This is a genomic window from Arthrobacter bambusae, from assembly GCF_030812595.1.
In the GTDB taxonomy this organism is placed as follows: Bacteria; Actinomycetota; Actinomycetes; order Actinomycetales; family Micrococcaceae; genus Arthrobacter; species Arthrobacter bambusae_B.
Genome location: NZ_JAUSSZ010000014.1, coordinates 59431 through 81961, shown reverse-complemented (window position 1 = coordinate 81961; position 22531 = coordinate 59431). Strand labels below are relative to the sequence as shown.

Annotated in this window: 19 protein-coding genes; 9 read left to right on the top strand and 10 right to left on the bottom strand. The window is 62.0% G+C overall.

The window, feature by feature from the left end; genetic code table 11:
* Positions 1-22: 22 nt before the first annotated feature.
* The 5 genes from J2S96_RS16710 (at position 23) to J2S96_RS16690 (ending at position 7052) form a co-directional block, all read left to right on the top strand.
* Positions 23-970, top strand: a complete 948-nt coding sequence (locus J2S96_RS16710; RefSeq protein ID WP_306865887.1) for a carbohydrate ABC transporter permease — start codon at positions 23-25, stop codon at positions 968-970.
* The gene (locus J2S96_RS16705) at positions 967-1872 is read left to right on the top strand and encodes a carbohydrate ABC transporter permease (RefSeq protein ID WP_306865885.1); all 906 of its coding nucleotides are present in this window, start codon (positions 967-969) and stop codon (positions 1870-1872) included. The genes J2S96_RS16710 and J2S96_RS16705 overlap by 4 nt, the downstream gene beginning before the upstream one ends.
* Positions 1869-3326, top strand: a complete 1458-nt coding sequence (locus J2S96_RS16700; RefSeq protein WP_306865883.1) for a family 20 glycosylhydrolase — start codon at positions 1869-1871, stop codon at positions 3324-3326. The genes J2S96_RS16705 and J2S96_RS16700 overlap by 4 nt, the downstream gene beginning before the upstream one ends.
* Positions 3319-6309, top strand: a complete 2991-nt coding sequence (locus tag J2S96_RS16695; protein WP_306865881.1) for an alpha-mannosidase — start codon at positions 3319-3321, stop codon at positions 6307-6309. Before J2S96_RS16700 ends, J2S96_RS16695 begins: the two co-directional genes overlap by 8 nt.
* A gap of 101 nt (positions 6310-6410) precedes the next feature.
* Complete coding sequence (locus tag J2S96_RS16690) at positions 6411-7052, top strand: cation diffusion facilitator family transporter (RefSeq protein ID WP_306865879.1); 642 nt, start codon at positions 6411-6413, stop codon at positions 7050-7052.
* A gap of 23 nt (positions 7053-7075) precedes the next feature.
* Here J2S96_RS16690 and J2S96_RS16685 read toward each other — a convergent pair whose 3' ends face one another.
* The gene (locus J2S96_RS16685; RefSeq protein WP_306865878.1) at positions 7076-8593 is read right to left on the bottom strand and encodes an HNH endonuclease; all 1518 of its coding nucleotides are present in this window, start codon (positions 8591-8593) and stop codon (positions 7076-7078) included.
* Between the two features lie 113 nt (positions 8594-8706).
* Complete coding sequence (locus J2S96_RS16680) at positions 8707-9234, bottom strand: DUF2127 domain-containing protein (RefSeq protein ID WP_306865876.1); 528 nt, start codon at positions 9232-9234, stop codon at positions 8707-8709.
* A gap of 213 nt (positions 9235-9447) precedes the next feature.
* Here J2S96_RS16680 and J2S96_RS16675 point away from each other — a divergent pair, with 213 nt between their 5' ends.
* Positions 9448-10878 (top strand): LCP family protein, encoded by a 1431-nt coding sequence (locus tag J2S96_RS16675; protein ID WP_306865873.1) that lies wholly within the window; start codon positions 9448-9450, stop codon positions 10876-10878.
* 47 nt (positions 10879-10925) lie between these two features.
* Complete coding sequence (locus J2S96_RS16670) at positions 10926-11408, top strand: carboxymuconolactone decarboxylase family protein (RefSeq protein ID WP_306865871.1); 483 nt, start codon at positions 10926-10928, stop codon at positions 11406-11408.
* 25 nt (positions 11409-11433) lie between these two features.
* Here J2S96_RS16670 and J2S96_RS16665 read toward each other — a convergent pair whose 3' ends face one another.
* Positions 11434-11628, bottom strand: a complete 195-nt coding sequence (locus tag J2S96_RS16665; RefSeq protein ID WP_306865869.1) for a hypothetical protein — start codon at positions 11626-11628, stop codon at positions 11434-11436.
* 243 nt (positions 11629-11871) lie between these two features.
* Between J2S96_RS16665 and galU the strand changes: the two genes are divergently transcribed.
* Complete coding sequence (gene galU / locus J2S96_RS16660; RefSeq protein ID WP_306865867.1) at positions 11872-12762, top strand: UTP--glucose-1-phosphate uridylyltransferase GalU; 891 nt, start codon at positions 11872-11874, stop codon at positions 12760-12762.
* On the opposite strand, the gene J2S96_RS16655 is transcribed toward galU, so the two are convergent.
* The 7 genes from J2S96_RS16655 to gmd form a co-directional block, all read right to left on the bottom strand.
* The gene (locus tag J2S96_RS16655; RefSeq protein WP_306865865.1) at positions 12759-13361 is read right to left on the bottom strand and encodes an arsenate reductase/protein-tyrosine-phosphatase family protein; all 603 of its coding nucleotides are present in this window, start codon (positions 13359-13361) and stop codon (positions 12759-12761) included. The genes galU and J2S96_RS16655 overlap by 4 nt on opposite strands.
* Before the next feature lie 315 nt (positions 13362-13676).
* Positions 13677-14294, bottom strand: coding sequence for an LPXTG cell wall anchor domain-containing protein (locus tag J2S96_RS16650; protein WP_306865863.1), 618 nt, complete (start codon positions 14292-14294; stop codon positions 13677-13679).
* A 181-nt stretch (positions 14295-14475) separates the two neighbouring features.
* The gene (locus J2S96_RS16645) at positions 14476-16359 is read right to left on the bottom strand and encodes a DUF4012 domain-containing protein (RefSeq protein ID WP_306865861.1); all 1884 of its coding nucleotides are present in this window, start codon (positions 16357-16359) and stop codon (positions 14476-14478) included.
* Between the two features lie 2 nt (positions 16360-16361).
* Positions 16362-17675, bottom strand: a complete 1314-nt coding sequence (locus J2S96_RS16640; RefSeq protein WP_306865858.1) for a UDP-glucose dehydrogenase family protein — start codon at positions 17673-17675, stop codon at positions 16362-16364.
* A gap of 44 nt (positions 17676-17719) precedes the next feature.
* Positions 17720-19156 carry a sugar transferase gene (locus tag J2S96_RS16635; RefSeq protein ID WP_370873146.1) on the bottom strand — a complete coding sequence of 479 codons (1437 nt, stop codon included), beginning with the start codon at positions 19154-19156 and terminating at the stop codon, positions 17720-17722.
* Between the two features lie 38 nt (positions 19157-19194).
* The gene (locus tag J2S96_RS16630; RefSeq protein WP_306865854.1) at positions 19195-20169 is read right to left on the bottom strand and encodes a GDP-L-fucose synthase family protein; all 975 of its coding nucleotides are present in this window, start codon (positions 20167-20169) and stop codon (positions 19195-19197) included.
* On the bottom strand, positions 20169-21197 hold the full coding sequence (gene gmd / locus J2S96_RS16625; RefSeq protein WP_306865945.1) for a GDP-mannose 4,6-dehydratase: 1029 nt from the start codon (positions 21195-21197) through the stop codon (positions 20169-20171). Before gmd ends, J2S96_RS16630 begins: the two co-directional genes overlap by 1 nt.
* Positions 21198-21716: 519 nt before the next feature.
* On the opposite strand from gmd, the gene J2S96_RS16620 reads away from it, so the two are divergent.
* Positions 21717-22529, top strand: a complete 813-nt coding sequence (locus J2S96_RS16620; protein WP_306865852.1) for a glycosyltransferase — start codon at positions 21717-21719, stop codon at positions 22527-22529.
* Positions 22530-22531 lie beyond the last annotated feature (2 nt).

Genomic DNA, 22531 nt, shown 5'->3' with positions numbered 1-22531 from the left:
CCGGGCGGAGGGGAGATAGGCCGTGCAGAGACAGAGGTGGTTCACGCCGTACCTACTGGTGCTGCCGGCGGTGATCTGGGTGTTCGTGTTCGCGCTGTGGCCATTCCTGAACACTGTGGTCCTGGCCTTCACGGATGCTCGTCCCCTCCGCCCGGCACGCTTCGTGGGGCTGGAGAACTTCGGGAAGCTCTTCGAGGATGAGAGGTTCGGCTACGCGCTGTCCACGTCCCTCGTCTACGTGGTCGTCTGCGTGCCGCTGCTGACCTTCCTGCCCCTCCTGCTCGCACTGCTGGTCCACCACAAGATCCCCGCGATCGGCTTCTTCCGCACGACGTTCTACTTCCCGGTGATCGCCTCGGCTGTCGTCGTCGCGATCGTGTGGGAGTTCCTCTTCTCCGGGAGCGGCACGGTCAATTCCGCTCTCCAGTTCTTCGGCTTCGTGGACCGGCCAATCGAGTTCCTCTCCGACCGCTTGCTGCTCATCGGCTGCGCGGTCGGGCTCACGGTCTGGAAGGGACTGGGCTACTACATGGTTGTGTACCTTGCCGCCCTCGGGAACGTCGGACGCGAGTTGCACGAAGCCGCGGCGACGGACGGGGCCGGGTGGTGGCGGCGGTTCTGGTCGGTCACGGTGCCGGGCGTGCGCGGGCCGATAATGCTCGTCTCCGTGCTGGTGTGCGTGGGCGCGATTCGGGTGTTCACCGAGCTATACGTGCTCTCGAACGGTTCGGGCGGCCCCGGCGGGCGCGCGATGAGCATGGTGATGCTGATCCAGTCGATGGGCAAGGGGTTGAACGGGCAGATCGGTTACGCCTCCGCGATCTCCCTCGTTCTCTTCCTCCTCACCCTCGTGCCGCTCGCCGTCGTCGGCGTCCTCAACAACAGCGACACCATCAAAGACGCGCTGGCGAGCAGGCGCGTCACGAAGGCGGCCAGGGTCGCACGCGCCGCAAAGGGAGCAGCGAGATGAGCGCCGCGCAGGCACAGACCACAACGGCGCCTCGCCGGGAGAAGGCGTACCGGACGCGGGGCTCGGCAGACATCATGAAACCGTCCCTCCCCGGGCTGATCGGCAAGTACGCCCTGCTCATCCTGATCCTCGGGATCATGGTGTTCCCCTTCCTGTGGCAAATGTCGACATCCTTCAGGGGCGCCACCGAGAACATCTACGACTTTCCGCCGTCGCTGATCCCGGCAGCACCCACCATCGACAACTACGCCAACGTGTTTCGAGCCATCCCCGTGCTCGACTATGCCTGGCACTCGCTGCTCGTCGGCGTCGGCACGGTCATCACCAACGTGGTCTTCGCCACGATGGGGGGCTACGCGCTGGGCACCATAAAGTTCCGGGGCAAGTGGATCGTGCTCGCGATCATCTTCTCGACGCTTCTGCTTCCCGCTGAGGTCACCCTGACCAGCCAGTACCTCACGGTCAAGTCACTGGGACTGGCGAACACGCTCTGGGGCGTGTTCCTGCCCGGTGCCATCGCGGCAATCAACGTGCTGCTGATGACCGCGGTCTGCCGGATGATCCCGCCGGACACACTGGATGCCGCGACGATCGACGGTGCCAACACGATGGAACGCCTGCGCCACATCGTGTGGCCCAACGTCCGCGGCATGGTCTCCGTCGTCGCGCTCTTTGCCTTCATCGGTGCCTGGGACGACTTCCTCTGGCCGCTCGTCGTGCTCTCGGACCCGGCGAACTACACCCTGACTGTCGGCATGCAGTACCTCAGCTCCAACTTCGCCGCGAACCCGCGTGTGATCGCGGCGGGAACCATGATCGCGCTGGTCCCGATCATCGTTCTGTTCGCCGTGCTGCAGAAGCAGTTCTTCCGCGGCGTCGAGGAAGGCAGCGTCAAAGGATGATCGATGCAACCGATGCTGGAGCAGGCGAGCCGCGCTGGCTCGCCCTCCCGCAGCCGACGACGGCCATGTTGACGGGGGGCGAATGGCGACCCGCCGCGGTCCTAGTCGTCGCCGAAGCGCCGGAGTTTGCCCGCGAGGCCGTCCGGCTCGAGCGCGAGCTGAGGGCGCTCGGGATCGCGAGGGGCGAGGGGGCGACCGTCTGCCTGCGCAAGGGCGGCCCCGACGGCGAGGCGTTCAGCCTTGCTGTCTTTGACGACATCGAGGTGGTAGCAGGCGCTCCGGTCGGGGTGTTCCGGGCAACCCGTCAGCTGCTGCACAACCTGCGGGCCCAGGGGAACGTGCCGTACGGACGCGTCGCCTCCGAGCCGTCTGCGGGCGAGAGGGGCTTTCACCTGGATGCCGCCCGCAAGCACTTCCCCGCGGAGTGGATCATCGGACTCCTGCATTCGCTCGCGGATGTCGGGATCAACAGCTTCCAATGGCATTTCTCGGAGAACGAGGGGTTCCGGCTCGAGTCGGAGTCCTTCCCGGAGATCGTCTCCGCCGACCACGTCACCAGGGACCAGGCCCGCCGCATCGTGGAGGTCGCGGCAGACCTGCATCTGGAGGTGGTGCCGTCGCTCGACATGCCGGGTCACCTCAGGCACGTCCTGACCGCGCACCCGGAGTTCAGGCTCCCCTCCGGCGCGCCGGATACTGCTCACGCGCTGGACATCACCCGCGACGAGGCCGAGAGGTTCGCACGGGCGCTGATCGATGACATGGCACCGGTCTTCTCCCGGAGCACACGCTGGAACCTCGGCGGCGACGAGTTCGTCGACTTCACCAGGATCGAGGACTACCGCACGCTGAGCGACGCCGCGCTGGAACGGTACGGCAAGGAGGGGACGGGCTTCGATCTCCTCACGGACTTCATCAACCGGACGGCCACGCACCTGCGTTCGCGAGGTTTCGCCGCGCGGGTCTGGAATGACGGCATGCTGCGCAGTCGGGTCATCGAGCTCGACCGCGACGTCGTACTCGCCTGGTGGACGAACTGGGATGTGCAGATACGGCCGCTGGCGGAGGCCGTCAACGCGGGTTACGGCCTGATGAACTTCAACGACTCGCTCTTCTACTACGTGCTAGGCGAGAAGGCCGACTACAGCTACCCGACGAGCGAGCGGGTCTGGGAAGCGGACTGGCACCCTGGCCTGTTCCCGTCGCTGCCCAGCGGCGCCAGGCAGGAGATCGCGGCCCCGTATCCCGCGCTGCTGCGGGGCGTCTTCTTCTCAGTTTGGTCGGATGACCCAGGGGCGCAGTCCCCCAGCGAAGTCCTCGACGGCATCCGCCGTCCTCTGCGTGCGATGGCGGAGCGCGCCTGGAACGCCGGAAGCCGGCTCACACACACCGAGTTCTGCGACATCGACGCGCGTATCGGCGTGCTGAGGAACGGGAGAACTATCCATGCATGACGACACCTCGCTTACCATTGGGCGCGTCAATCGCGTCCTTGAGGAACGCATCCTCCCGGCGATTCACTCGGCATCCGTGCCTCTCGCCGTCGAGATCCATGAGCTCGACGGCGAGCCGATCCGCCCTGCTGACGCGCTGGCGCTGGACTACGCGCCGGGATCCGTCGGGGTGCCGTGGGGCCCTGCCTGGGGCACCACCTGGTTCCGGCTCACGGGCCGTGTGCCCACCGAATGGGCAGGGCGCACGGTCGAAGCCATCGTCGACCTCGGATTCGACGTGAATATGGCGGGATTCCAGTGCGAGGCGCTTGTCTACCGCCCTGACGGCACGCCGGTGAAGAGCATCAACCCGCGCAACCAGTGGGTGCCGATCACCGTGGCGGCCGACGGCGACGAGCCGGTGGAGCTGTATCTCGAAGCTGCATCAAACCCGGTGTTGCTCGACTACCATCCATTCCTCCCGACCCAGGAGGGTGACATCCTCACTTCGTCCGGGGAGCCGCTCTACCGCACGCGCAGGATGGACCTGGCCGTCTTCGAGCGGGAGGTCTTCGAACTCTCCCTCGACCTCGACGTGCTGTTCCAGCTGCAGGCCGAACTCCCGCACACCTCCCCGCGGCGCATGCGCATCCTGCAGGCCATGGACGATGCCCTCGATGTGCTCGACCTTCAGCGCATCGTCGTGACCGCTGCGGACGCCCGCTCGAAGCTTGCCGACGTGCTTGCGGCGCCCGCGGAGGCGAGTGCCCATCGCATCTCGGCGATCGGCCACGCCCACATCGACTCCGCCTGGTTGTGGCCGGTGCGCGAGACAATCCGAAAGGTCGCGCGGACCTCGTCCTCGATGGCGGCACTGCTTGAAGAGCAGCCGGATTTCCAGTTCGGTATGTCGAGCGCGCAGCAGTATGCGTGGCTCAAGGAGCACCGCCCCGAGGTGTTCGAACGGGTGAAGGCCGCCGTGGCCGAGGGCCGCTTCCTGCCACTCGGCGGCATGTGGGTCGAGTCCGATACGGTGATGCCGACGGGCGAATCGCTGGTGCGGCAGTTCTCGTACGGTCAGCGGTTCTTCGAGCGGGAGTTCGGTATCCGTTCAAAGGGCGTATGGTTGCCCGACAGCTTCGGCTATTCGCCGGCGTTGCCGCAGCTCATGCGCCGCGCCGGCTTCGAGTGGTTCTTCACGCAAAAGATCTCCTGGAACCAGCAGAACGCCTTCCCCCACCACACGTTCCTTTGGGAGGGCATCGACGCCTCGCAAATCTTCACGCACTTCCCGTCCATGGATACCTACAACTCGCAGCTGAGCGGGATGGAGGTCGCCAAAGCGTCGCGCCAGTTCAAAGAGAACCGTGTCAGCTCCCGGTCGATCGCTCCCGTGGGCTGGGGCGACGGCGGGGGCGGCACCACCCGCGAGATGACGGGCCGCGCCCGACGCTTGCAGGACCTTGAAGGAAGCGCCCGAGTGGTTTGGGAACACCCGGACGTTTTCTTCGATGCAGCCAAGGCGGAGCTGCCGCACCCGGCCGTCTGGGTTGGCGAGCTGTACCTCGAGCTGCACCGCGGCACCCTCACCAGCCAGCAAGGCACCAAGTCGCGCCACCGGCGGGCCGAGCACGCACTCGTAGAGGCCGAGCTGTGGACGGCGACGGATGCCGTCCGTACCGGGGCCGCTCACCCGCGCGCCGAACTCGACGAGCTGTGGCAACAGGTACTGCTGCATGAGTTCCATGACATCCTTCCCGGTACCTCCATTGCCTGGGTGCACCGCGAGGCGGTTGCCGTCCTCGACGGCGTGATCGACAGGGCTCAGGCGATCTCGGATGCCGCGCTCCGCTCGCTCGCCGGCGACGGGGACCGTGAGCTCGTCTTCTCGCCGTCGTCGTTGGCCGGGCCACTGCCGCTCGGCGCCACCGCCGCCGACGCCTCGGATGACCAGGTCACTCTCGACGATTCAGGCGAAGGCATCGTGCTGGAGAATGCGCTCGTCCGTGTACGCATCTCCGACGAGGGACTCATCGTCTCCGCCGTCGACCTCGAGACAGGGCGCGACGCCGTCGCCGATGGCCTTGCGGCGAACCTGCTGCAGCTGCACCAGGACTTTCCAAACATGTGGGACGCCTGGGACATCGACCGCTACTACCGCAACAGCGTCAGCGAGCTGCGCGAGGTAACAGGCATCTGTTCACGGCTCACCGGGGCGGGCGCCGAGGTGGTCGTCGATCGGGCCTTCTCCAAGTCGACCATCACCCAGACGATCACCTTGGCGCCCGGTTCGCGGACGCTGCAGATCGTCAACGACATCGACTGGCACGAGACCGAGAAGCTGCTCAAGCTGGCATTCCCGCTCGACCTGCAGGCGGCACACTCCGAGGCCGAGACCCAGTTCGGCTATCAGTCTCGGGTCACGCATACGAACACGAGCTGGGAGGCAGCGAAGTTTGAGACGTCGATGCACCGCTTTGTGCTGCTGCGCGAGGCCGATTTCGGCGTCGCCTTGGTGAACGACTCGATCTATGGATACGACACGTCCCGCGAAGTGTCGGCTGATGCAGTGACGACAACCGTGCGGCTTTCGCTGCTCCGCGCGCCGCGTTTCCCCGATCCCGACGCCGACCACGGACGGCACGTCATCACGATCGGCATGGTGATCGGCGCCGGTCCCGCCGAGGCCACCCGCGCGGGCATCGAGCTGAACGCTCCAGGGACCACGGTCCGCGGCGGCCACGACGTCGCGCCGCTCGTAGCGGTCCGAGGCGAAGGGATCGTCGTTTCCGGCGTGAAGCTAGCCGACGACGACTCGGGGGACGTGATCGTGCGTGTCTACGAATCGCTGGGCCGCCGCACGGTCGGAGAGCTCTCGGTCGACTTCCCGCATCGCGAGGTGCGTGAGGTGAGCCTCATCGAGGACGCGCTAGACGACGCGCGCCTCGGTGGCGAGCTGCGCCTGCGGCCGTTCGAGGTGCGCACCCTCCGGGTTGTGCGGTGAGGCCTAGCCAACGATTCAAGCCGCCCGGAGTTCCGTGAGATGGGCGTATTTCTCCTAGCGCTCCGAGCTTGCCTTTCGTCCGGGATGGTTACCCTGAAAGCGTGACTCGTGTTCGTCGGTTGAGTGTCGTCCTGATTTTGAACTTGGTCCTGGTGGCCGGGTTGGTTGTTGTGGGTATCTCGGCGCACTCTTTGGGCGTCCTCGCTGAGGGCGCTGACTACTTGGCCGATGCTGCCGCGATAGGGGTGTCCTTGCTGGCTGTCCGGATGTCCAAGCTGCCGCCGACTCCTCAGCGTCCACAGGGCTATCCGATGGCCACTACGTGGGCTGCAGGGGTGAATGCGGGCTGGTTGTTCGTGTTGGGCATCGCGATCCTGGTGGGCGCGGCTGGACGCCTCCTCAGCGGTTCGAGCGAGGTTCACGGGCTGCCGGTGCTCATTGTCAGCGGGATTGCCGCCGTCGTGATGTTCGTGGGTGCCCTTATCCTCGGTGGCGACGGCGACGGGGACGGGGACGGTGATCTGAACATGCGTGCCGTCCTTCTTGATACCGCCGGCGATGCCGCGGCTGCGGCCGGAGTCGCCGTGTCCGGTGCCGTTATCTACGTGGCCAAGGGCCTTTACTGGCTTGATCCTCTGGTCGCGGCGATCATCGCGGTGGTGGTGGGATACCACGCGGTCCGCTTGCTGCTCGAGATCTTCCAGGCCCTGCGGGCGAATCGGCGCAGTGCCTCGCGGCCGTAAGCGTCCCGCGGGCAGGACACGATTCAAGCCGCATTGAGTTCCGTGAGATGGGCGTATTTGAGGGCCTTGGCTTGGTGCCGCAGCCTGCGTCGGTGGCGTCTGGCCGTCGCAGCTTGAGTTTCTGGCTGGTGGGTTCCTTGCCGCTCAGTTCCTGGCAGGGGCGGTGCCGTGGAGCGGTAGGTGTGTGCGGTGGGGGTGCGGATTTCGAGGACATGCCGTGTCCTGTGGCGCGTTGTTGACCCGGTTTGCGCTGTCCAGCCGGGGAGTTCTTTGGTGTGGTTGCAGGCTTCGCACAGGCCTGCCCCGTTGTCCAGGCCGGTGGGTCCGTTGCGGTGCCAAGGGACGATGTGGTCGTAATGCCTGATGGGCGCGTCGCAGTACGGGGTGCGGCAGGTATCGTCGCGGGCCTGGATGAAACGCCGCATCCCGGGCGGGAAGAACCGCGCCCTTGAGTCCGCGGCGAGGAGTTCCCCGGTTCCGGGGGCGGTGAAGAGGCGCCGGAGCCAGACCTTGAAGGCCTGGGCCTGGCCAAGTTGGTTGGGTTCATTGCAACTGTCGGGCCGTTCGTTGAGGAGTTCCCTGGCCCAGCCTGCGGGGACGATCCCGTACCCGGCAAGCCGGGCCGGCTCGCTGTCGGCCTCCAACAGGGTGCGGTCGGTCATGACGAGTTGGACCTCGACCCCGCTGATTCCTCCCGGGGTGCCGGTGATGCGTTCGACCAGGGCATCGGCCATGACCTGGCCCCGGGACCGGGAGTCCCCGGTGGTGGCGCGGAGGGTGTCGGCGTGCCGGGACAGGGCCGCGTGCACCGCCACCCCCTGGGCGACGGGAAGCAGGGCGGTCAGGTAGGTCATGGTGTCCGGTGCCGGGCGCAGGCTCACGCACCGCTCCGTCGCCGCACGGGCCGCCCGCTCCGCGACCTGGCGCGGGTCCCGCCGGTACGCGGCCGCCCGTGCCGCGGCGGTGATGGTCTTGTCTCCGGCGCCGTCAAAGGTTCCGGTGTCCGCGGCGAGCTCTTCATCCACGGCGCACCGGTCTTCGGCGGACAGGCAGGCCGTTTCTTTCACCAGCAGCGTCGCGCGCCATTCGTTGAACCGGCCGTTGTCGAGGGCGGTAAGGGTGTGCGGCATTTCGGTGACGAGCGCTTTGGCGAGTCCGAGGAGCCGGGAGCCGCGGGCGGGGGACTCCCGCCGGGCCAACGCGATCTGCGCTCCCACGCCGCGTCCTTGCTCCCCGGCCGGCACGCCGATTTCTTTCTCGGTGTTGCGCCGGGAGGCGTCAAACGCGACAGCAATGCGGGCCTGCGCCCCGGCGATTGCGGACTTCAGATCCTCCAGGGCACGCAACTGGTTGATCAGTTCGGCACTGTCGGTCGATTCAGACGCGCCGTCCGGCCGGAGCGAGCTCACGACGCCGATCAGATCCTCAACACGAAGGCCCGGGACAGCGGCACCCGGGATGGCCTCCGGACCCGCAACGCCCGAAGGCGCGCCTGATCCGATCAGCTGTGTTCCCCGAACTGTTCCCCGAATTCCGGACATAACCAAAGCATTTCAGGGACCACTGACATTTTTAGGCCGGGGACCGCACCCCACCCAAAATAGTTCGCCGGCATGCGGGCCAGCGAAGTGCGTTGCGGCCGTGAGCCTGCGCCTCAGTCTGACCGTGATTCTGCCGAGCGGGTCGTGGGGGAGGGCTGCTGATTTCGCGCTCGCCGGATGCGGTATTCGCGCCCGGTGATCCAGACGATGAAAATATCGAAGGCGGTCAGGAGAACCATGCCCCAGGAGAACGCCACGAGGATCCGATACGCCTGGTAAACGATGAAGACCAGCAGGAACGCGATCATCCATGGGTACGCCCAGAGCTTGTCCTTCAGGACGGCCCAGACCAGGACGATTTTGACCAGGCCGTGCAGCAGCAGGTAGATGGCGCCGAACAGCGACGACGATACCGAGAGATTCGAGGCCACGTGCAGAAGGCTATTCGCCACGACGTCGTGAGGATCCTGGGCGAGTTCGTGCTGGGTGAGGAACCGGATCAGGTCGCCGATTTCTTTGGGCGTCACCACCAAAAGGAGTATGCCGCCGATCAGCTCCAGGACACCGTCCAGGCCCTTCAGGACGAGGCTGACACGAAATGTCCTGTCGAGCATGGTGGTCTCAGATGATTTCGTTCCCATGTCACCTTCCTTTAGCAACCCAAGCTACAGCCAAAAATGGAGCGAATCGCGGCGGGCAGTTGATTAATTGTCCTAGCCTCCGGGATTCTGGGTCTGACCGTGGTTTCCGCGTCATGAGGTTTATTACGGGGATAGGCGACTACAATCTCCATACGATCTGGCGCGCCGCGCATCCAGCCACCAGGCCAGCATGGGCGGGGACAGGAGAACTTCATGAATGACGGGCACCACCGTCTCCTCGGCGGATCACCCGCCGGATCACCCGCCAGCGAGTCGGCCAGCGAGTCGGCCGGATCGTCGGCCAGGGAGGCAGCCAGGGCGTCAGCATCCTGCGGCCCTCGGCACATGCGTCGTAAGTCCCGGCGCAAGTCCGTCATCCTGATCTCTGCCACGGCGGTCGCAGCCGCCGTGGCTTTGGCGGTCGCCACCGCTGTCACCTATGTGGGCGCGACGGCGGTCGCGGTTAACAACAACGTCCACCGCTCGGATGTCCTGAAGGATCTGAAAACGCAGGCCGCCGCGGTGCCGAAGCTGAGCCAGGACACCAACATCCTCGTCATGGGACTGGACACAAGGGTTGACGAGAAGGGTAAGCCTCTTCCCCCGGAGATGTATGACGCCTTGCACGCGGGGGATGAGAATATCGGCGGCTACAACTCCAACGTCCTGATGCTCATCCACATCCCGGCGGACGGCTCCAAAGCCGCGGGCATCTCAATTCCCCGCGATGACTACGTCCAGGTTGACGGCATCCCGGGAAGTGGCCCGTTCAAAGCCAAGATCAAAGAGGCATATGGCTACGGTTTCGCGGCGGAGAAGACCTCGTTGATCAACGCAGGACAGCCCGACGACGATGCGACCTACCAAGCCGCCCGCGACGCCGGACGCAAGGCCGAAATCGCTACCGTGACCAAGTTCCTGGGCAGCGTGCACATCGACCACTTCATCGAAGTGACCATGGCCGCGTTCTACCAAACGGCCCAGGCTATTGCTCCAATTACCGTGTGTATCAACCGCGCCACCCAGGACACTTTCTCCGGAGCCGACTTCAAAGCGGGCATGCAGCAGATCGATGCCAAACAGGCCATGGCTTTCGTCCGGCAGCGCCGGGACACGTCCGATCCGACGTACCTTTTCTCGGACCTGGACCGCGAACGCCGCCAGCAGGCCTTCATTGCTTCGGTCTCCCATCAGCTCAAGGACGCCGGGACCTTCACCGATATCGGGAAAATGCAGGGGGTCCTGGACGCGGTGAGCAAGAACATCGTGGTGGATTCGGAGTTGAACCTGATCCAGCTGGCCCAGCAGGCGAGCTCCCTGACCGGAGGAAACATAGCCTTCTCCACCCTGCCGATCACCGGCTTCGGCTGGTCCCCGGACGGCGCGTCCATTAACACTGTGGATATTGCCCAAGTGCAGGCGACGGTCAAAGAACTTCTCACCCCAGTCCCGCCGGCTCCTCCAACGCCGACGACGACGGCAACCACGACGGCGGCTGCCTCGCCTGCGCCCGCCGGAGAGCAAGCCGCGCCCGCCGCAGGGGCTGCAGCCCCGGCGCCAGCTGCTCCGTCAGCACCCGCAAGCAACGTCTACGCGGATTCCACCGGGGCACTCCAAGGAGGCGCCATCCCGTGCGTCAAATAACGGGCACTCTTCAGGAGTTAGGTGGCTCTCTCCGCTAGGCTCTGCGGATGAACGAAAACACACCCAGGCTGGCTGGCTATCTGGACAAGCAACAGCCCGGACTTTATCAGGCCCTTACCGGTTACGCGGAGCAGGTCACTGCGGAGGCCGACAGGACCGGGATTCCACGCATCACCCTGGAGTTGGTGAATTACCGGGCTTCGCAGATCAATGGCTGTGCTTTCTGTTTGGACCTGCATCACCGCCGCGCCATCGGCTACGGAGAGACGGAGCAACGGCTTGCCTTGGTGTCCGTGCACCGTGAGACGGACCTCTTCGACAAGACCGAGCAGGTGGCGATTGAGCTTGCCGAGCAGATCACGCGCATGAGCAGCGCCCGCCCCACGGCCGAGCTGTTCGCCCGAGCGCGGCAGGTCTACACGGAGGAGCAGATCAGCGTGCTGTGCATGGCGTGTATCGGCATCAACGCGTTCAACCGCCTGTCCATCCTGAGCGAGCACCCGGTGCGCAAGGCGCGTTCGTTGCCCTGAAACGTGGGAAGTCGCAGGATTCCTCTCAGCGTGGAGGAGGCTCGGTGCTCGAATTCTTCCGCCTACTGTGCCACCGCAGGTAAAGACCCCAGCATCCGAGGCCCAATGCGATCACTGATGCAACTCCTCGCCACCAGACAAAAGGCTGCCATGCGGCGAACAGGACCGCCCAGACGAAGAACGAGCCGCTCATCCAGGCCTTCGGAATCTTGTTGGCCACGCGACCTCCTTTCGGATGTGAATGCTCGGAAGGAGGCAGGCTACACCTGCGCTGATCCTAACCAGCCGGTTACACCTTCGGGTCTGGAATCCGCAGAATTGAGTGCCAAATCTGACTAATTGAGTGCCAAACCCGAGCAAATTGAGTGGTGCGCAGACGGCTCACTGTGAGTTAGCGCGCTTCGGGGCATCGAAATCTTGCCTTATATTCGCGCTTTTTAAAATCCATTCGTAGGATTTGCCTATGACTCAGGGGGAACCGATTCGTAAAGCAGTTATTCCGGCCGCCGGATTGGGCACGCGCTTCTTGCCTGCCACGAAGGCGATGCCGAAGGAGATGTTGCCGGTAGTGGATCAACCGGCCATCCAATATGTGGTTGAGGAGGCCGTGGGCGCCGGCCTGAGCGACGTGCTGATGATCACCGGCCGCAGCAAGCGCGCGCTCGAAGACCATTTCGACCGCTCGCCCGACCTCGAAACTGCGCTGGGGCTCAAGGGCGACGACACCCGCCTCGACGCGGTGCGGCATGCCTCTGAGCTTGGGCCCATCCACTATGTGCGGCAGGGCGAGCCGAAGGGCTTGGGCCACGCTGTCTTGTGTGCGCGGCGGCATGTGGGCGACGAGCCGTTTGCCGTACTCCTCGGCGACGATCTCATTGACGGGCGGGATCAGCTCCTGTCCACGATGATCGACGTCCAGCGAAAGACCGGTGGCTCTGTGATCGCCCTTATCGAGGTGGACGATTCACAGATTAGCGCGTACGGCTGCGCCGATATCACCCCCATTGCGGGCGAGGACTATGTCCGGGTCAACAGCCTTGTCGAGAAGCCTTCTGTCGAAGAAGCGCCGTCAAATTTGGCTATCATTGGGCGTTATGTCCTGCACCCCGCCGTTTTCGATGTCCTCGAAGAGACGGCCCCTGGACGCGGCGGTGAGATCCAATTGACCGACGCCCTGCAGACCCTCGCAAAAGGCGAAGGCGAAGGCACGGGCGTTTACGGGGTCGTCTTCCGCGGACGTCGCTACGATACCGGTGACAAGCTCAGCTATTTGAAGGCCGTCATCACGTTGGCTTCCGAGCGGGCGGAATTCGGTGAAGACCTCAAAACCTGGATGAAGGAATTCCTGGGTTAGGACGGCTGCATGCTTAGCCGGGCGTAGCGAAGAATCCTGAGGATGGCCGGGGCCAACTCGTCTTCCATCCGCAGGTATGCTTCGGCGCCCTGTTTGTAGGGGTCCGCGACGTCGTTGTCCGTGGGTTTTGCGGCCAGGACGAGGTGGCGCACGGACGCTGCTCGTGCGGGGAGGTCCCGCCATAGTTGGCTGTAGTCAGAGCCCGACGGCGGCGCGTCGCCGCGGTCCTCAAGGGCCGTCACCATGCGCGCGAATTCACGGATGGTGAACGTCCGCTTGAGCAGTGAGGCGTCCATTTGTAGGACTTCTCCGCGATGGTTTGAAGCCATGGTGAGTACCAGGTCCGCTTCCCGAAGGATTTTCGAGGTGAGCTGGCGCGCAACAAAGCCGTCGGGTGTGCCTCCGTACGTGCGGATGATGTCCGCTGACAGCGGTTGGACGGGGCTGCCCGCCATGGCCCTGGTGCCGGCGCTGCGGACTTCGAAGCCGCCGGGGAGGACCTGGTCCAGGCCTGCCTGAAGCAGACGTTCGGCTACGGGGGAGCGGCAGATGTTGCCGGTGCAAACGGTCAGGATCCTGACGGGTTGGGGCGATTCCAAAGGTGGAGCTCTTTCACTAGCTGGCAGGCGCGCGTGACACCTGTGTTTTCAAGTTACACGAGAGTCGAATCACGTGTGCCGCATCAGGGCGAAAGCGGCCACGCCGAACGAAACCGCGGCCAGGAGGATCAGGAAAATGATCGGCCAGGCTTGGTTCGGAATCGCTGGAATTCGTGGAATCCCCGGCAACCCCTCGGCGAAGCTCAGCCTCTTTCGGCGTCGCCAATGTCTCCCCATGGTCATAAAGTACCGTATGCGCAAACAAGGAGGGGTTGTTTCCGTAGCCCGGAAACAACCCCTCCTTCTGTTTTGCGTTTAGGCCGCGGTTACGGCTTCGTTCTTTGCGCGGCGGCGGGCCACCACGACGGAGGCCGTGCCGGCCACGAGTGCGCCTGCACCAACTACGCCCCACAGAATCAGGCTGGAGTCGACGCCGGTGTTAGCCAGACCGGTACCACCGGTGTTTGCCAGACCGGTACCACCGGTGTTTGCCAGGCCCGCGGTGCTGACCCCGGCGGCAACAACGGTTGCGGTCACGGTGTGGTGCGAGATCGCGCCCTCCGCGGTCAGCTGGTAGGTGCCCGGTGCGGTCAACGTTACGTCGGTGGAGAAACCGCCGGAGCTGTTGGCCACGGCGGTTGTCTGGGTAGTGGTGGGTGCCAGCGGCAGCGCGCCGGGCACTCCCATGGCGATCCCGCTGCTTGTGCCGGGCGCTGCTGCGCCTTGGGGAGCAGGGGTAAAGGTGATGGTGATGGTGATGGTTTCACCGGGTGTGAAGCCGGTGCCGGAGAATACGACAGTTCCGCCCACAGTTACGGTGGCGCTGGAAACGGTGCCCGGGGCCGGTGCCGGGTAGTCAACGGCCATTGCTGGTGCGGAAGCGGCAAGTGCAATTGTGCCCGCGAGCGCGAGCACTGAAAGAGCTTTCTTCAATTTGTCCCCCTGAGACCTGGTACATGCTTGAGACCTGATACGTAATTCATTGTGGTGATGCGATTCCATCCACCACGAACACGTGAACTGAAATCTGAGACCTACCCCACACCGAAGCTACCACCCTAAGGGTACTTACGCAAAGTAAATCCAAGGACGTTACAAAGGCTTAACGCCTCGTTTATTTAACGGCGCCGCAGCTCTCCGATTGAGTCTGGAGTATTACTTTGTCCATGGATTCGACGCTTGGTGTAACAACGACTTCGGGCTGGCCTTGCTGCACGATTTTTCCGAAGGTGAATTCGACAACGCTGCTTTGTCCCGGAGCCAGGCGAACTGAGAGCGTGCCGACTGGCCGGTTGTCATGCTGCCCCGCGCCGAAGGGGACATTGTTCCCGTCTTGTGTGGCGGTTTCAATCTGGGATTGGGCCGGTCCGTAGGCAATTAAGTTGGTTTGGGCCGTGCCGGCCGGAACGCCATAGGCTCCGGCGCCGGTCACATAGGAGGGTAAGGAGGTGGCCGCATCCGTGGGCGCGGTGTTCGTACTCGTGATTCGCATTTTGACCGTTCCATAGCCGGCTACAGGGCATTGCGTGAACAACTGCACGGTGCTCTTCACGTAGTAGTCCATTTTGGCACCCGTGCCGTCATTGAAGTACGCACCGAACTGAGCCGCCGGAACACTCGGGCCGGAAATAGAACCGCTGAAAGGATACTTGCCAAGAACTGACTGTTCGTTGGCGTCCGAGGACCAAAGTAGAACCCGGTGCTCATCCACGCCCTTACCGACGCCGGCAAGTAGGCTCTTAGCCTCTCCCTTGCCCGATGAGAGGGCTCCAAAGATTTCCTTCGCTACGGCTGCAAAGTAGACATCCTGGACCTTCGGGTCCTCGATCTGCGCGTAGACGTCCGAAAGCAGTGTCTTCACAACGTTCTTGCCCGAAAGCTGGTTCGGCAGTTTCCCCGCAGTAAGCGCCGCGAGCTGCGGATCGTGAAGAGAGATGGGTCCTGTGGCGTCCAGAATGTATCCGAGTGCCACCGGGTCAATCGAAATAGCGCCGTCCAGATGCTCGCCCTTCTTCTGTTCCCACATTTTCAAGGCTGTGGTTGCTGCAGTGGGGAAGTCCGGGGTGAAGTTCACGTCTTGCATGAACATTCCCATACGGGTGCTGTAGATGCGCTGTTGTTCCTCGTCCACAGGCACGGGCGGATCAAATCGGCCAAGGGCCGTGGCGCTGCTCTCCGCGGTAAGGCTGAGTTTCCCTTTGTCCGCGGTGAGCACTGCCAAGGCGCCGGGAATCCCGCCAGTGGCGCGAGCCTCTGCGTTGTTCTGTACGAGGAGTAGATAGTGCCTCGTCTGATCGGCGCCAAGCATCACTGGGGCCAGGCTTGCCGCATCGGCGGCTGAGTCTAGCTCGTCGACGACTGAGCTAAGTTGTTCCTGTGCCTGTTTTAGCGGTGCGGCGATTTGGGGAATCAAGCTGCCATTGTCTATAGCATTCAATCGCTCAGACGAAGCACGTACAGCGTGTGCAGCGGAGGTCACAGCTGGAGCTGCCTTGCGGAGCGGCTCCAAGTTTGTTCCGCTTGCGCTGGGCACGAGTTTGTCCCAATTCACGGAGTCGTAAACCTTCACCAAAGGAGCAACGCCTTGGGTTGCGACGTCGTCCGCGGAACGTGCAATCTCGGTGGCCGCGGAGAAGTTCGCGCCGAGCCAGGGAAGTGCAGAAGCTAAGGACCAAAGAGGGTCGGATGCGGCTTCCCGGGCCGTAGAGGTATGGTGCTGTAGCTGGTCGGCTATCGAGGACGCGTCCGCCGGACGGTTCTGGAGGACGCTTTCCTTGAGTTCGGGTATCAGCTGCGTCGAGGCCTCGAGTTCTGACTTGATCGTGGCCGCCTTCGCCCCTAACCACAGCGTGGTAATTCCACCGATCACAAAAAGGGCAGCGACGCAGATTCCTATGGTCCAAAGTCGAGGGCGGTCCTTGCCAGCGAGCGCGGTTTTACGAACGCCTCGGGCTTTTGCTTCGCCTTGATCCTTCTCGGATCGTTGAATTTCCGTCATGCCTATGGCCTTCCGAGTCCGCGGTAGTGCCAACCTGCCGCACGCCATTTGGCAGCGTCGAGTACGTTCCGTCCGTCGAGGATCCTGAGTGCGGAGACGCCACTACTCACCTCGAAGGGGTCAAGGGCTTTGTACTGTTGCCATTCGGTGAGCAAAAGCAGAGTATCGGCTCCTGCCATCGCCGTATCCAGATCGGGTTCGTACTGCAGCTCAGGGAATCGCTTCGCTGCGTTCTCAAGCGCTTTCGGATCTGTGACTGTCACTACGGCTCCTTGGAGTTGGAGTTGTGCAGCGATGCTGAGCGCCGGCGAGTCCCGGACGTCGTCGCTTTCCGGTTTGAAGGCAGCACCGAGCACTGTGATGCGTTGGCCCAGGAGGCTTCCACCGCAAAGTTCGCGGGTGAGCTCAACGACGCGCGTTCGGCGGCGCATGTTGATGGAATCCACTTCCCGCAGGAAGGTCAACGCCTGATCGGCGCCAAGTTCCCCGGCCCTTGCCATGAAAGCCCGGATGTCTTTCGGGAGGCAGCCTCCACCAAAACCGATCCCGGCGTTGAGGAACTTCCGCCCGATCCTGTCATCGAGTCCGATTGCATCGGCCAGCCGCGTGACGTCAGCCCCCGCTGCTTCGCAGACCTCGGCCATCGCATTGATAAAAGAGATTTTGGTCGCGAGGAAGGAGTTGGCTGCGGCTTTGACAAGTTCCGCGGTGGGGTGGTCGGTGACTAATCGACGTGTTCCCCCGGAGAGGGAAGCGCCGTACACCTCGTCCAACACCGAGACGGCGGAGTGATCTTCCGAGCCATCTGGCACGCCGTACACCAAACGGTCCGGCGAAAGCGTGTCTTGGACGGCATGACCTTCGCGCAGGAATTCGGGATTCCACACGAGATGTGCTCCGGGTTCGTTTTCGAGCAGGACGTCTGCCAGACGGGAAGCAGTCCCTACCGGGACTGTTGACTTTCCGACCACAATGTCGCCTGGCCGAACGTAGGGCAGCAGCGCCGCCACAGCGGCATCAACATGGCGGAGGTCTGCGCCGTTTTCGCCTTTCTTCTGGGGTGTTCCCACGCAGATGAAGTGGACAGAGCTGCCATCGGCCGCGGATACGTCCGTGGTGAAGGACAGCCGTCCAGTGTCCTGCACATCTCGAAGGAGTTCATCCAACCCGGGTTCGAAGAACGGGGCTCGGGCCGCGGAGAGGGTGCTGATCTTCTGCTTGTCAACGTCGATGCCAACTACCTCGTGGCCAAGCTGGGCCATGCAGGCAGCGTGCACAGCCCCGAGATAACCGCAGCCGATGACTGATATGCGCATTGTGTTGCCTTCCCCCAGAGGGTCGTTCCTGCGTCAAAAATTGGTTAGTAGGCGCCATGGCCGCCGAGGACGGCCCGGGCGGTGCGGAGCAAGATGATGAGGTCCCCGGCCAATGACCAGTTTTCCACGTAGTAGAGATCCAAGCGGACGGAGTCTTGCCAGGAAAGATTGGATCTTCCACTGACCTGCCAAAGCCCTGTAACCCCTGGTTTGACTAGAAGCCGACGTCGCACATCTCGTTCGTAGGCCTCCACTTCACTCGGTAGAGGAGGTCTGGGGCCCACCAAGCTCATTGACCCGGCCAAAACGTTAAACAACTGCGGAAGCTCATCGAGGCTGTATCTGCGGAGGAATCCTCCAACGCGTGTGATGCGTGGATCGTTTTTGACTTTGAACAGAAGCCCATTGCCTTCATTCCGGTCAGCTAGCTCAGCGAGCCGTGACTCGGCATCCGACACCATCGAGCGGAATTTGAGCATTTTGAAAGGGGTGCCTTCAAACCCCACGCGTTCCTGTCGAAAGAGGATAGGGCCAGGACTGTCGAACCTCACCAACAGAACGAGGGCTGCAAGTAACGGGGAAAAGAGGACGGTAAGGCCAGCGGAAACCACGATGTCGAAAAGCCGTTTCGCGACCCGTTGACCGGCCTCAAGGGAGGGCGTCGTGACATGAATAAGGGGCAAGCCAGCAACTTGCTGCGTATGGATACGGGGACCGGCAATATCGGTGAGGGCCGGGGCCATGATGAGCCCCACGTTTCGGTTAGCCAATTCCCATCCGAGCTGGCGAAGGATCCTTGGGTGGAGCTGCACGCCTGCCGATATGGCCACGGCATCGGCGTGGCATCGCTCTAGGGAGTCAAGAATTGAATGCGTCTCAGGTTCATACCCTAGAACGGGCAGTCCGAGGTCCATCAATTCCGGGGAGGGGGATGCGTCGCCGGGCGTGTAGGCGGCAACCGGCACGTAGCCCGCATGCTTCTCGCGCACCAGGGTCTCTGCTAGGTGGACGATCCCACTGGAACCGCCAAGCAGCATAAGCCGCGACATCCGTCGGCCCAGCTGTCGGTGGACGCTCAGATGCTGACGGAGGAGCCATCGAGCCAAAAGCAGCCCGACAAGGCCAGCCGGTAAGGCGATTCCTACATACCCGCGAGCCGTATCCACACGAAAGACATAAGAGAAGATTGCAACAAAACCGAACAGCCAAAGGGACGCCGCCGCTACACGCTTGTACTCGTCAGGTCCGGAACCGAGGATTCTGCTTTGCCTCGTGCTCCACGCCCCAAGCATGAGCCACCAAGTAATGGCCAGGACTATTGAGAGCCAGACGTAGCTGGAATCTCGTCCGGAGACGGTGAAACCCGAGTCAAGGCCAAACCGGATGCCGTACGCACCTGCCACCGCCCAGATAATGACAAAGGCGTCGACTATTCGGAGAGTACGCGATGTGCGTACCCTCCAATTTGCCTCCTGACTCAAAGGATCCCCCATTCAAACTTGAGTGCCGCTCAGACTTCTCAGTTACGGATTTCGGTCAAATTTGATCTGTACCAGTCCACCGTCGCCGTGATTCCTTCTTCCAAACCAATGGAAGCAGACCATCCGGCGTCGGACAGCTTGGAAACGTCTAGTAGCTTTCGTGGCGTGCCGTCGGGCTTGGAAGTGTCCCATTCGATGGCACCGGAGAAGCCAACGGATTTTGCCACAATCTCGGCGAGTTCCTTGATAGTTACGTCCATCCCGGTTCCGACGTTGACCTGTTCCGGCCCGTCGTAGTTCTCGAGCAGGTGAAGGCAAGCCGCGGCCATGTCGTCTACGTGGAGGAATTCTCGGCGGGGCGACCCGGTGCCCCAGTTGGTGACCACTGGAGTGCCGGACCTGGCAGCTTCGTCGTAGCGGCGAATCAGTGCTGGCAGGACGTGAGAGCCTTCCGGCGAGAAGTTGTCGCCCGCTCCATAAAGGTTAGTGGGCATGGCAGATATCCACGGGAGCCCATACTGCCGGCGGACTGCCTGCACCTGCATGATGCCTGCGATTTTCGCGATCGCATAGGCGTCATTGGTCGGTTCAAGGTGGCCTGTGAGCAGTGAATCTTCGCGGATAGGTTGCTCAGCGAACTTCGGATAGATGCAGGATGACCCAAGGAAGAGTAGCCGTTCGACCCCATGCTCGCGCGCCGCATCAAGAACATTCACCTGGATTCGCAAATTGTCGCTCAGGAAGTCCACGGGGTATGTGCTATTCGCGAGGATCCCGCCCACTTTTGCGGCCGCCAAGACCACATAGCGTGGCTTGGTTTGGGCGAAGAAGTTGAAAACAGCCTCGCGGTTTTTTAGATCCAGTTCGTTGGAAGCCTTACCGACAAGGTCCATAAAGCCCTCGTTCTCCAGCCTGCGCCAGATGGCGGAGCCCACAAGCCCGCGGTGTCCAGCAACATAGAAAGTCGAGTCGCGGTCTAGGTCGCCGGGCTTGAATGCGGCAGTCTGTGACATCAGTTCTTCCAACTATCGAGGTCTACGCCATCAATCCATTGATTTCCGGCGTGCTTCAAAGCTTCAATATCAGCATCCACCATAATTCGAGCGAGCTCAGGGGTATGGACGGTTGCCTTCCAACCGAGTTTCTCCTGTGCTTTCGATGCATCGCCCACGAGCGCGTCTACTTCTGTCGGACGGAGGTAACGCTCGTCAAAGCGAACGTGGTCCTCCCAATTGAGGCCAGCGTGCTCAAAGGAGATCTGCAGGAAGTCTCGGACGGTGTAGTCGCCGCCGGTAGCCAAGACGTAATCGTCCGGTTCGTCAACTTGGAGCATTCGCCACATGCCCTCTACATACTCAGCGGCATAGCCCCAGTCGCGGACCGCGTCGAGGTTCCCCATGTAGAGCAAGTCTTGCTGACCGGCCTTGATCGCGGCCACCGCCCTGGTGATCTTCCGTGTCACGAAAGTCTCACCGCGTCGGGGTGACTCGTGGTTGAACAGGATTCCGTTGACCGCAAACATCCCATATGCTTCACGGTAGTTTTTTGTCACCCAGTAGCTGTAGACCTTGGCTGCGCCATAGGGAGAACGGGGGTAGAACGGAGTCTCCTCATTCTGTGGCGGGGGTGTAGCGCCGAACATCTCAGAAGAAGACGCCTGATAGAACTTGGTGTCAATCCCAGACATCCTGACCGCTTCAAGTAGTCGGATGGATCCGACTCCAGTCGTGTCTCCAGTGTGTTCGGGCTCGTCGAAAGACACTCTGACGTGAGACTGCGCCGCGAGGTTGTAGACCTCGTCCGGTTTGATATCCGCCAACAACGTGACGAGCCTGGCTCCATCGCTGAGATCACCGTAGTGGAGGAAGAGCTTTGCCTTCGGATCATGAGGGTCGACGTAAAGGTGATCGATACGCGCGGTGTTGAATGTCGATGCTCGGCGAATGAGTCCATGGACCTCGTAGCCTTTACTGAGAAGTAGCTCAGCCAAGTAGGACCCGTCTTGCCCTGTGATGCCGGTGATGAATGCGCGTTTAGTCAAGAGGGCCCCCAGTAAGAGAAGTGATGTAGCCGTGAGCAACACCAGCAACGAATGCGCAGGCACTAGACCTGTAGATGCGAGTTCATCATAAGGGAGGACCCCCGGCACCAAAAGCCGGTCGTAACGGTATCCCGTGTGTGTCACACTTACGAAGTCAGTCATCACTGCGGCCAGCGGTTCAGGGAATGGAGATCGGCGTCTTGGGGGTGTCTTCAGCTCGTATCCGACGTGCACGAAGCAATGAGCTGTGTGGGTCTATAGCTACAGCCGATTTGTTCACGCTGTGCGATAGGGACGAGCACGTCTACCAGTCTCCAGCGTTATAGTCGGCAGTTTAGGAAACTTTGGGGGAAATTTGCCTAGGTCTGGCACCATCACAGCGTGGACCGCGACAGGGTCGGATTTAGGACGATTGACGCAAGATCTCGTATCCAGTTGCAAGCTACGGGCGCGAAAGTCACTCGAATTCAAATGATCAGTGTCTATTGATCCGTAATCCATAAGGTGGTCTTTGAATCTATGTTGACGCCCTCAGTCTCTTTTTTAATAGCAGCAAGAAACGCTGAGACAACGATTAGGCGAGCAGCGGAATCCGCTCTGAGCCAGGATTACGATGGCGTTGTCCATGTGGTTGTTGTTGATGATGCGTCGGCAGATCGAACGCTTTATGTCGCTTCTTCGCTAGATGGCGTGGAAGTAATTAGAAATGAACGGCGCCTCGGTCGATCTGGCTCTCGAAACCGTGGGCTCGAAGCGATTACAACTGACTTTGTTGCAATCCAAGATGCTGATGACTACTCCCTTCCGCATCGACTTCAGGAAACGATTCCGCTTGCTCTAGATGGGAAGTCAGTCGTAGGAACCCAACTTGTATGGAAGGACAAACGCAAAGGCGTTTATTCCGGAGCTCGTTGGCCTGATAATTTCGCCGATACGGAGGCTCTGCTCTCAACGTTCAGAACACCAGTTGCCCATCCTTCTATGCTGCTTCCAACCGAACTTTTGAAATCGGTCGGGGGGTATGATCAAACCTTCCCGGTTGCGGAAGATCTGGACCTTATGTTGCGATTAAGGCAAACACACTCCGATTTGAAGTTTACTAATTCAAGAACTCAGAGCGTGGTGTACGAGCGAGCACGGCTCGATTCTGCGGCCTATGTCATGCATGCTAATTATTGGCGCAGTCGAGTAGAAGAACGGCACACTGGCGGTAATCAAATACGCGGTTCATGGATGATCGACGGCTCAAAGCAATATGTTCGCCAGAGACTGAGGTACGCGCGCGATCTCGCTCTTCGCCGGATTGTAATCGGTGACGACCACCATGGTTAGCT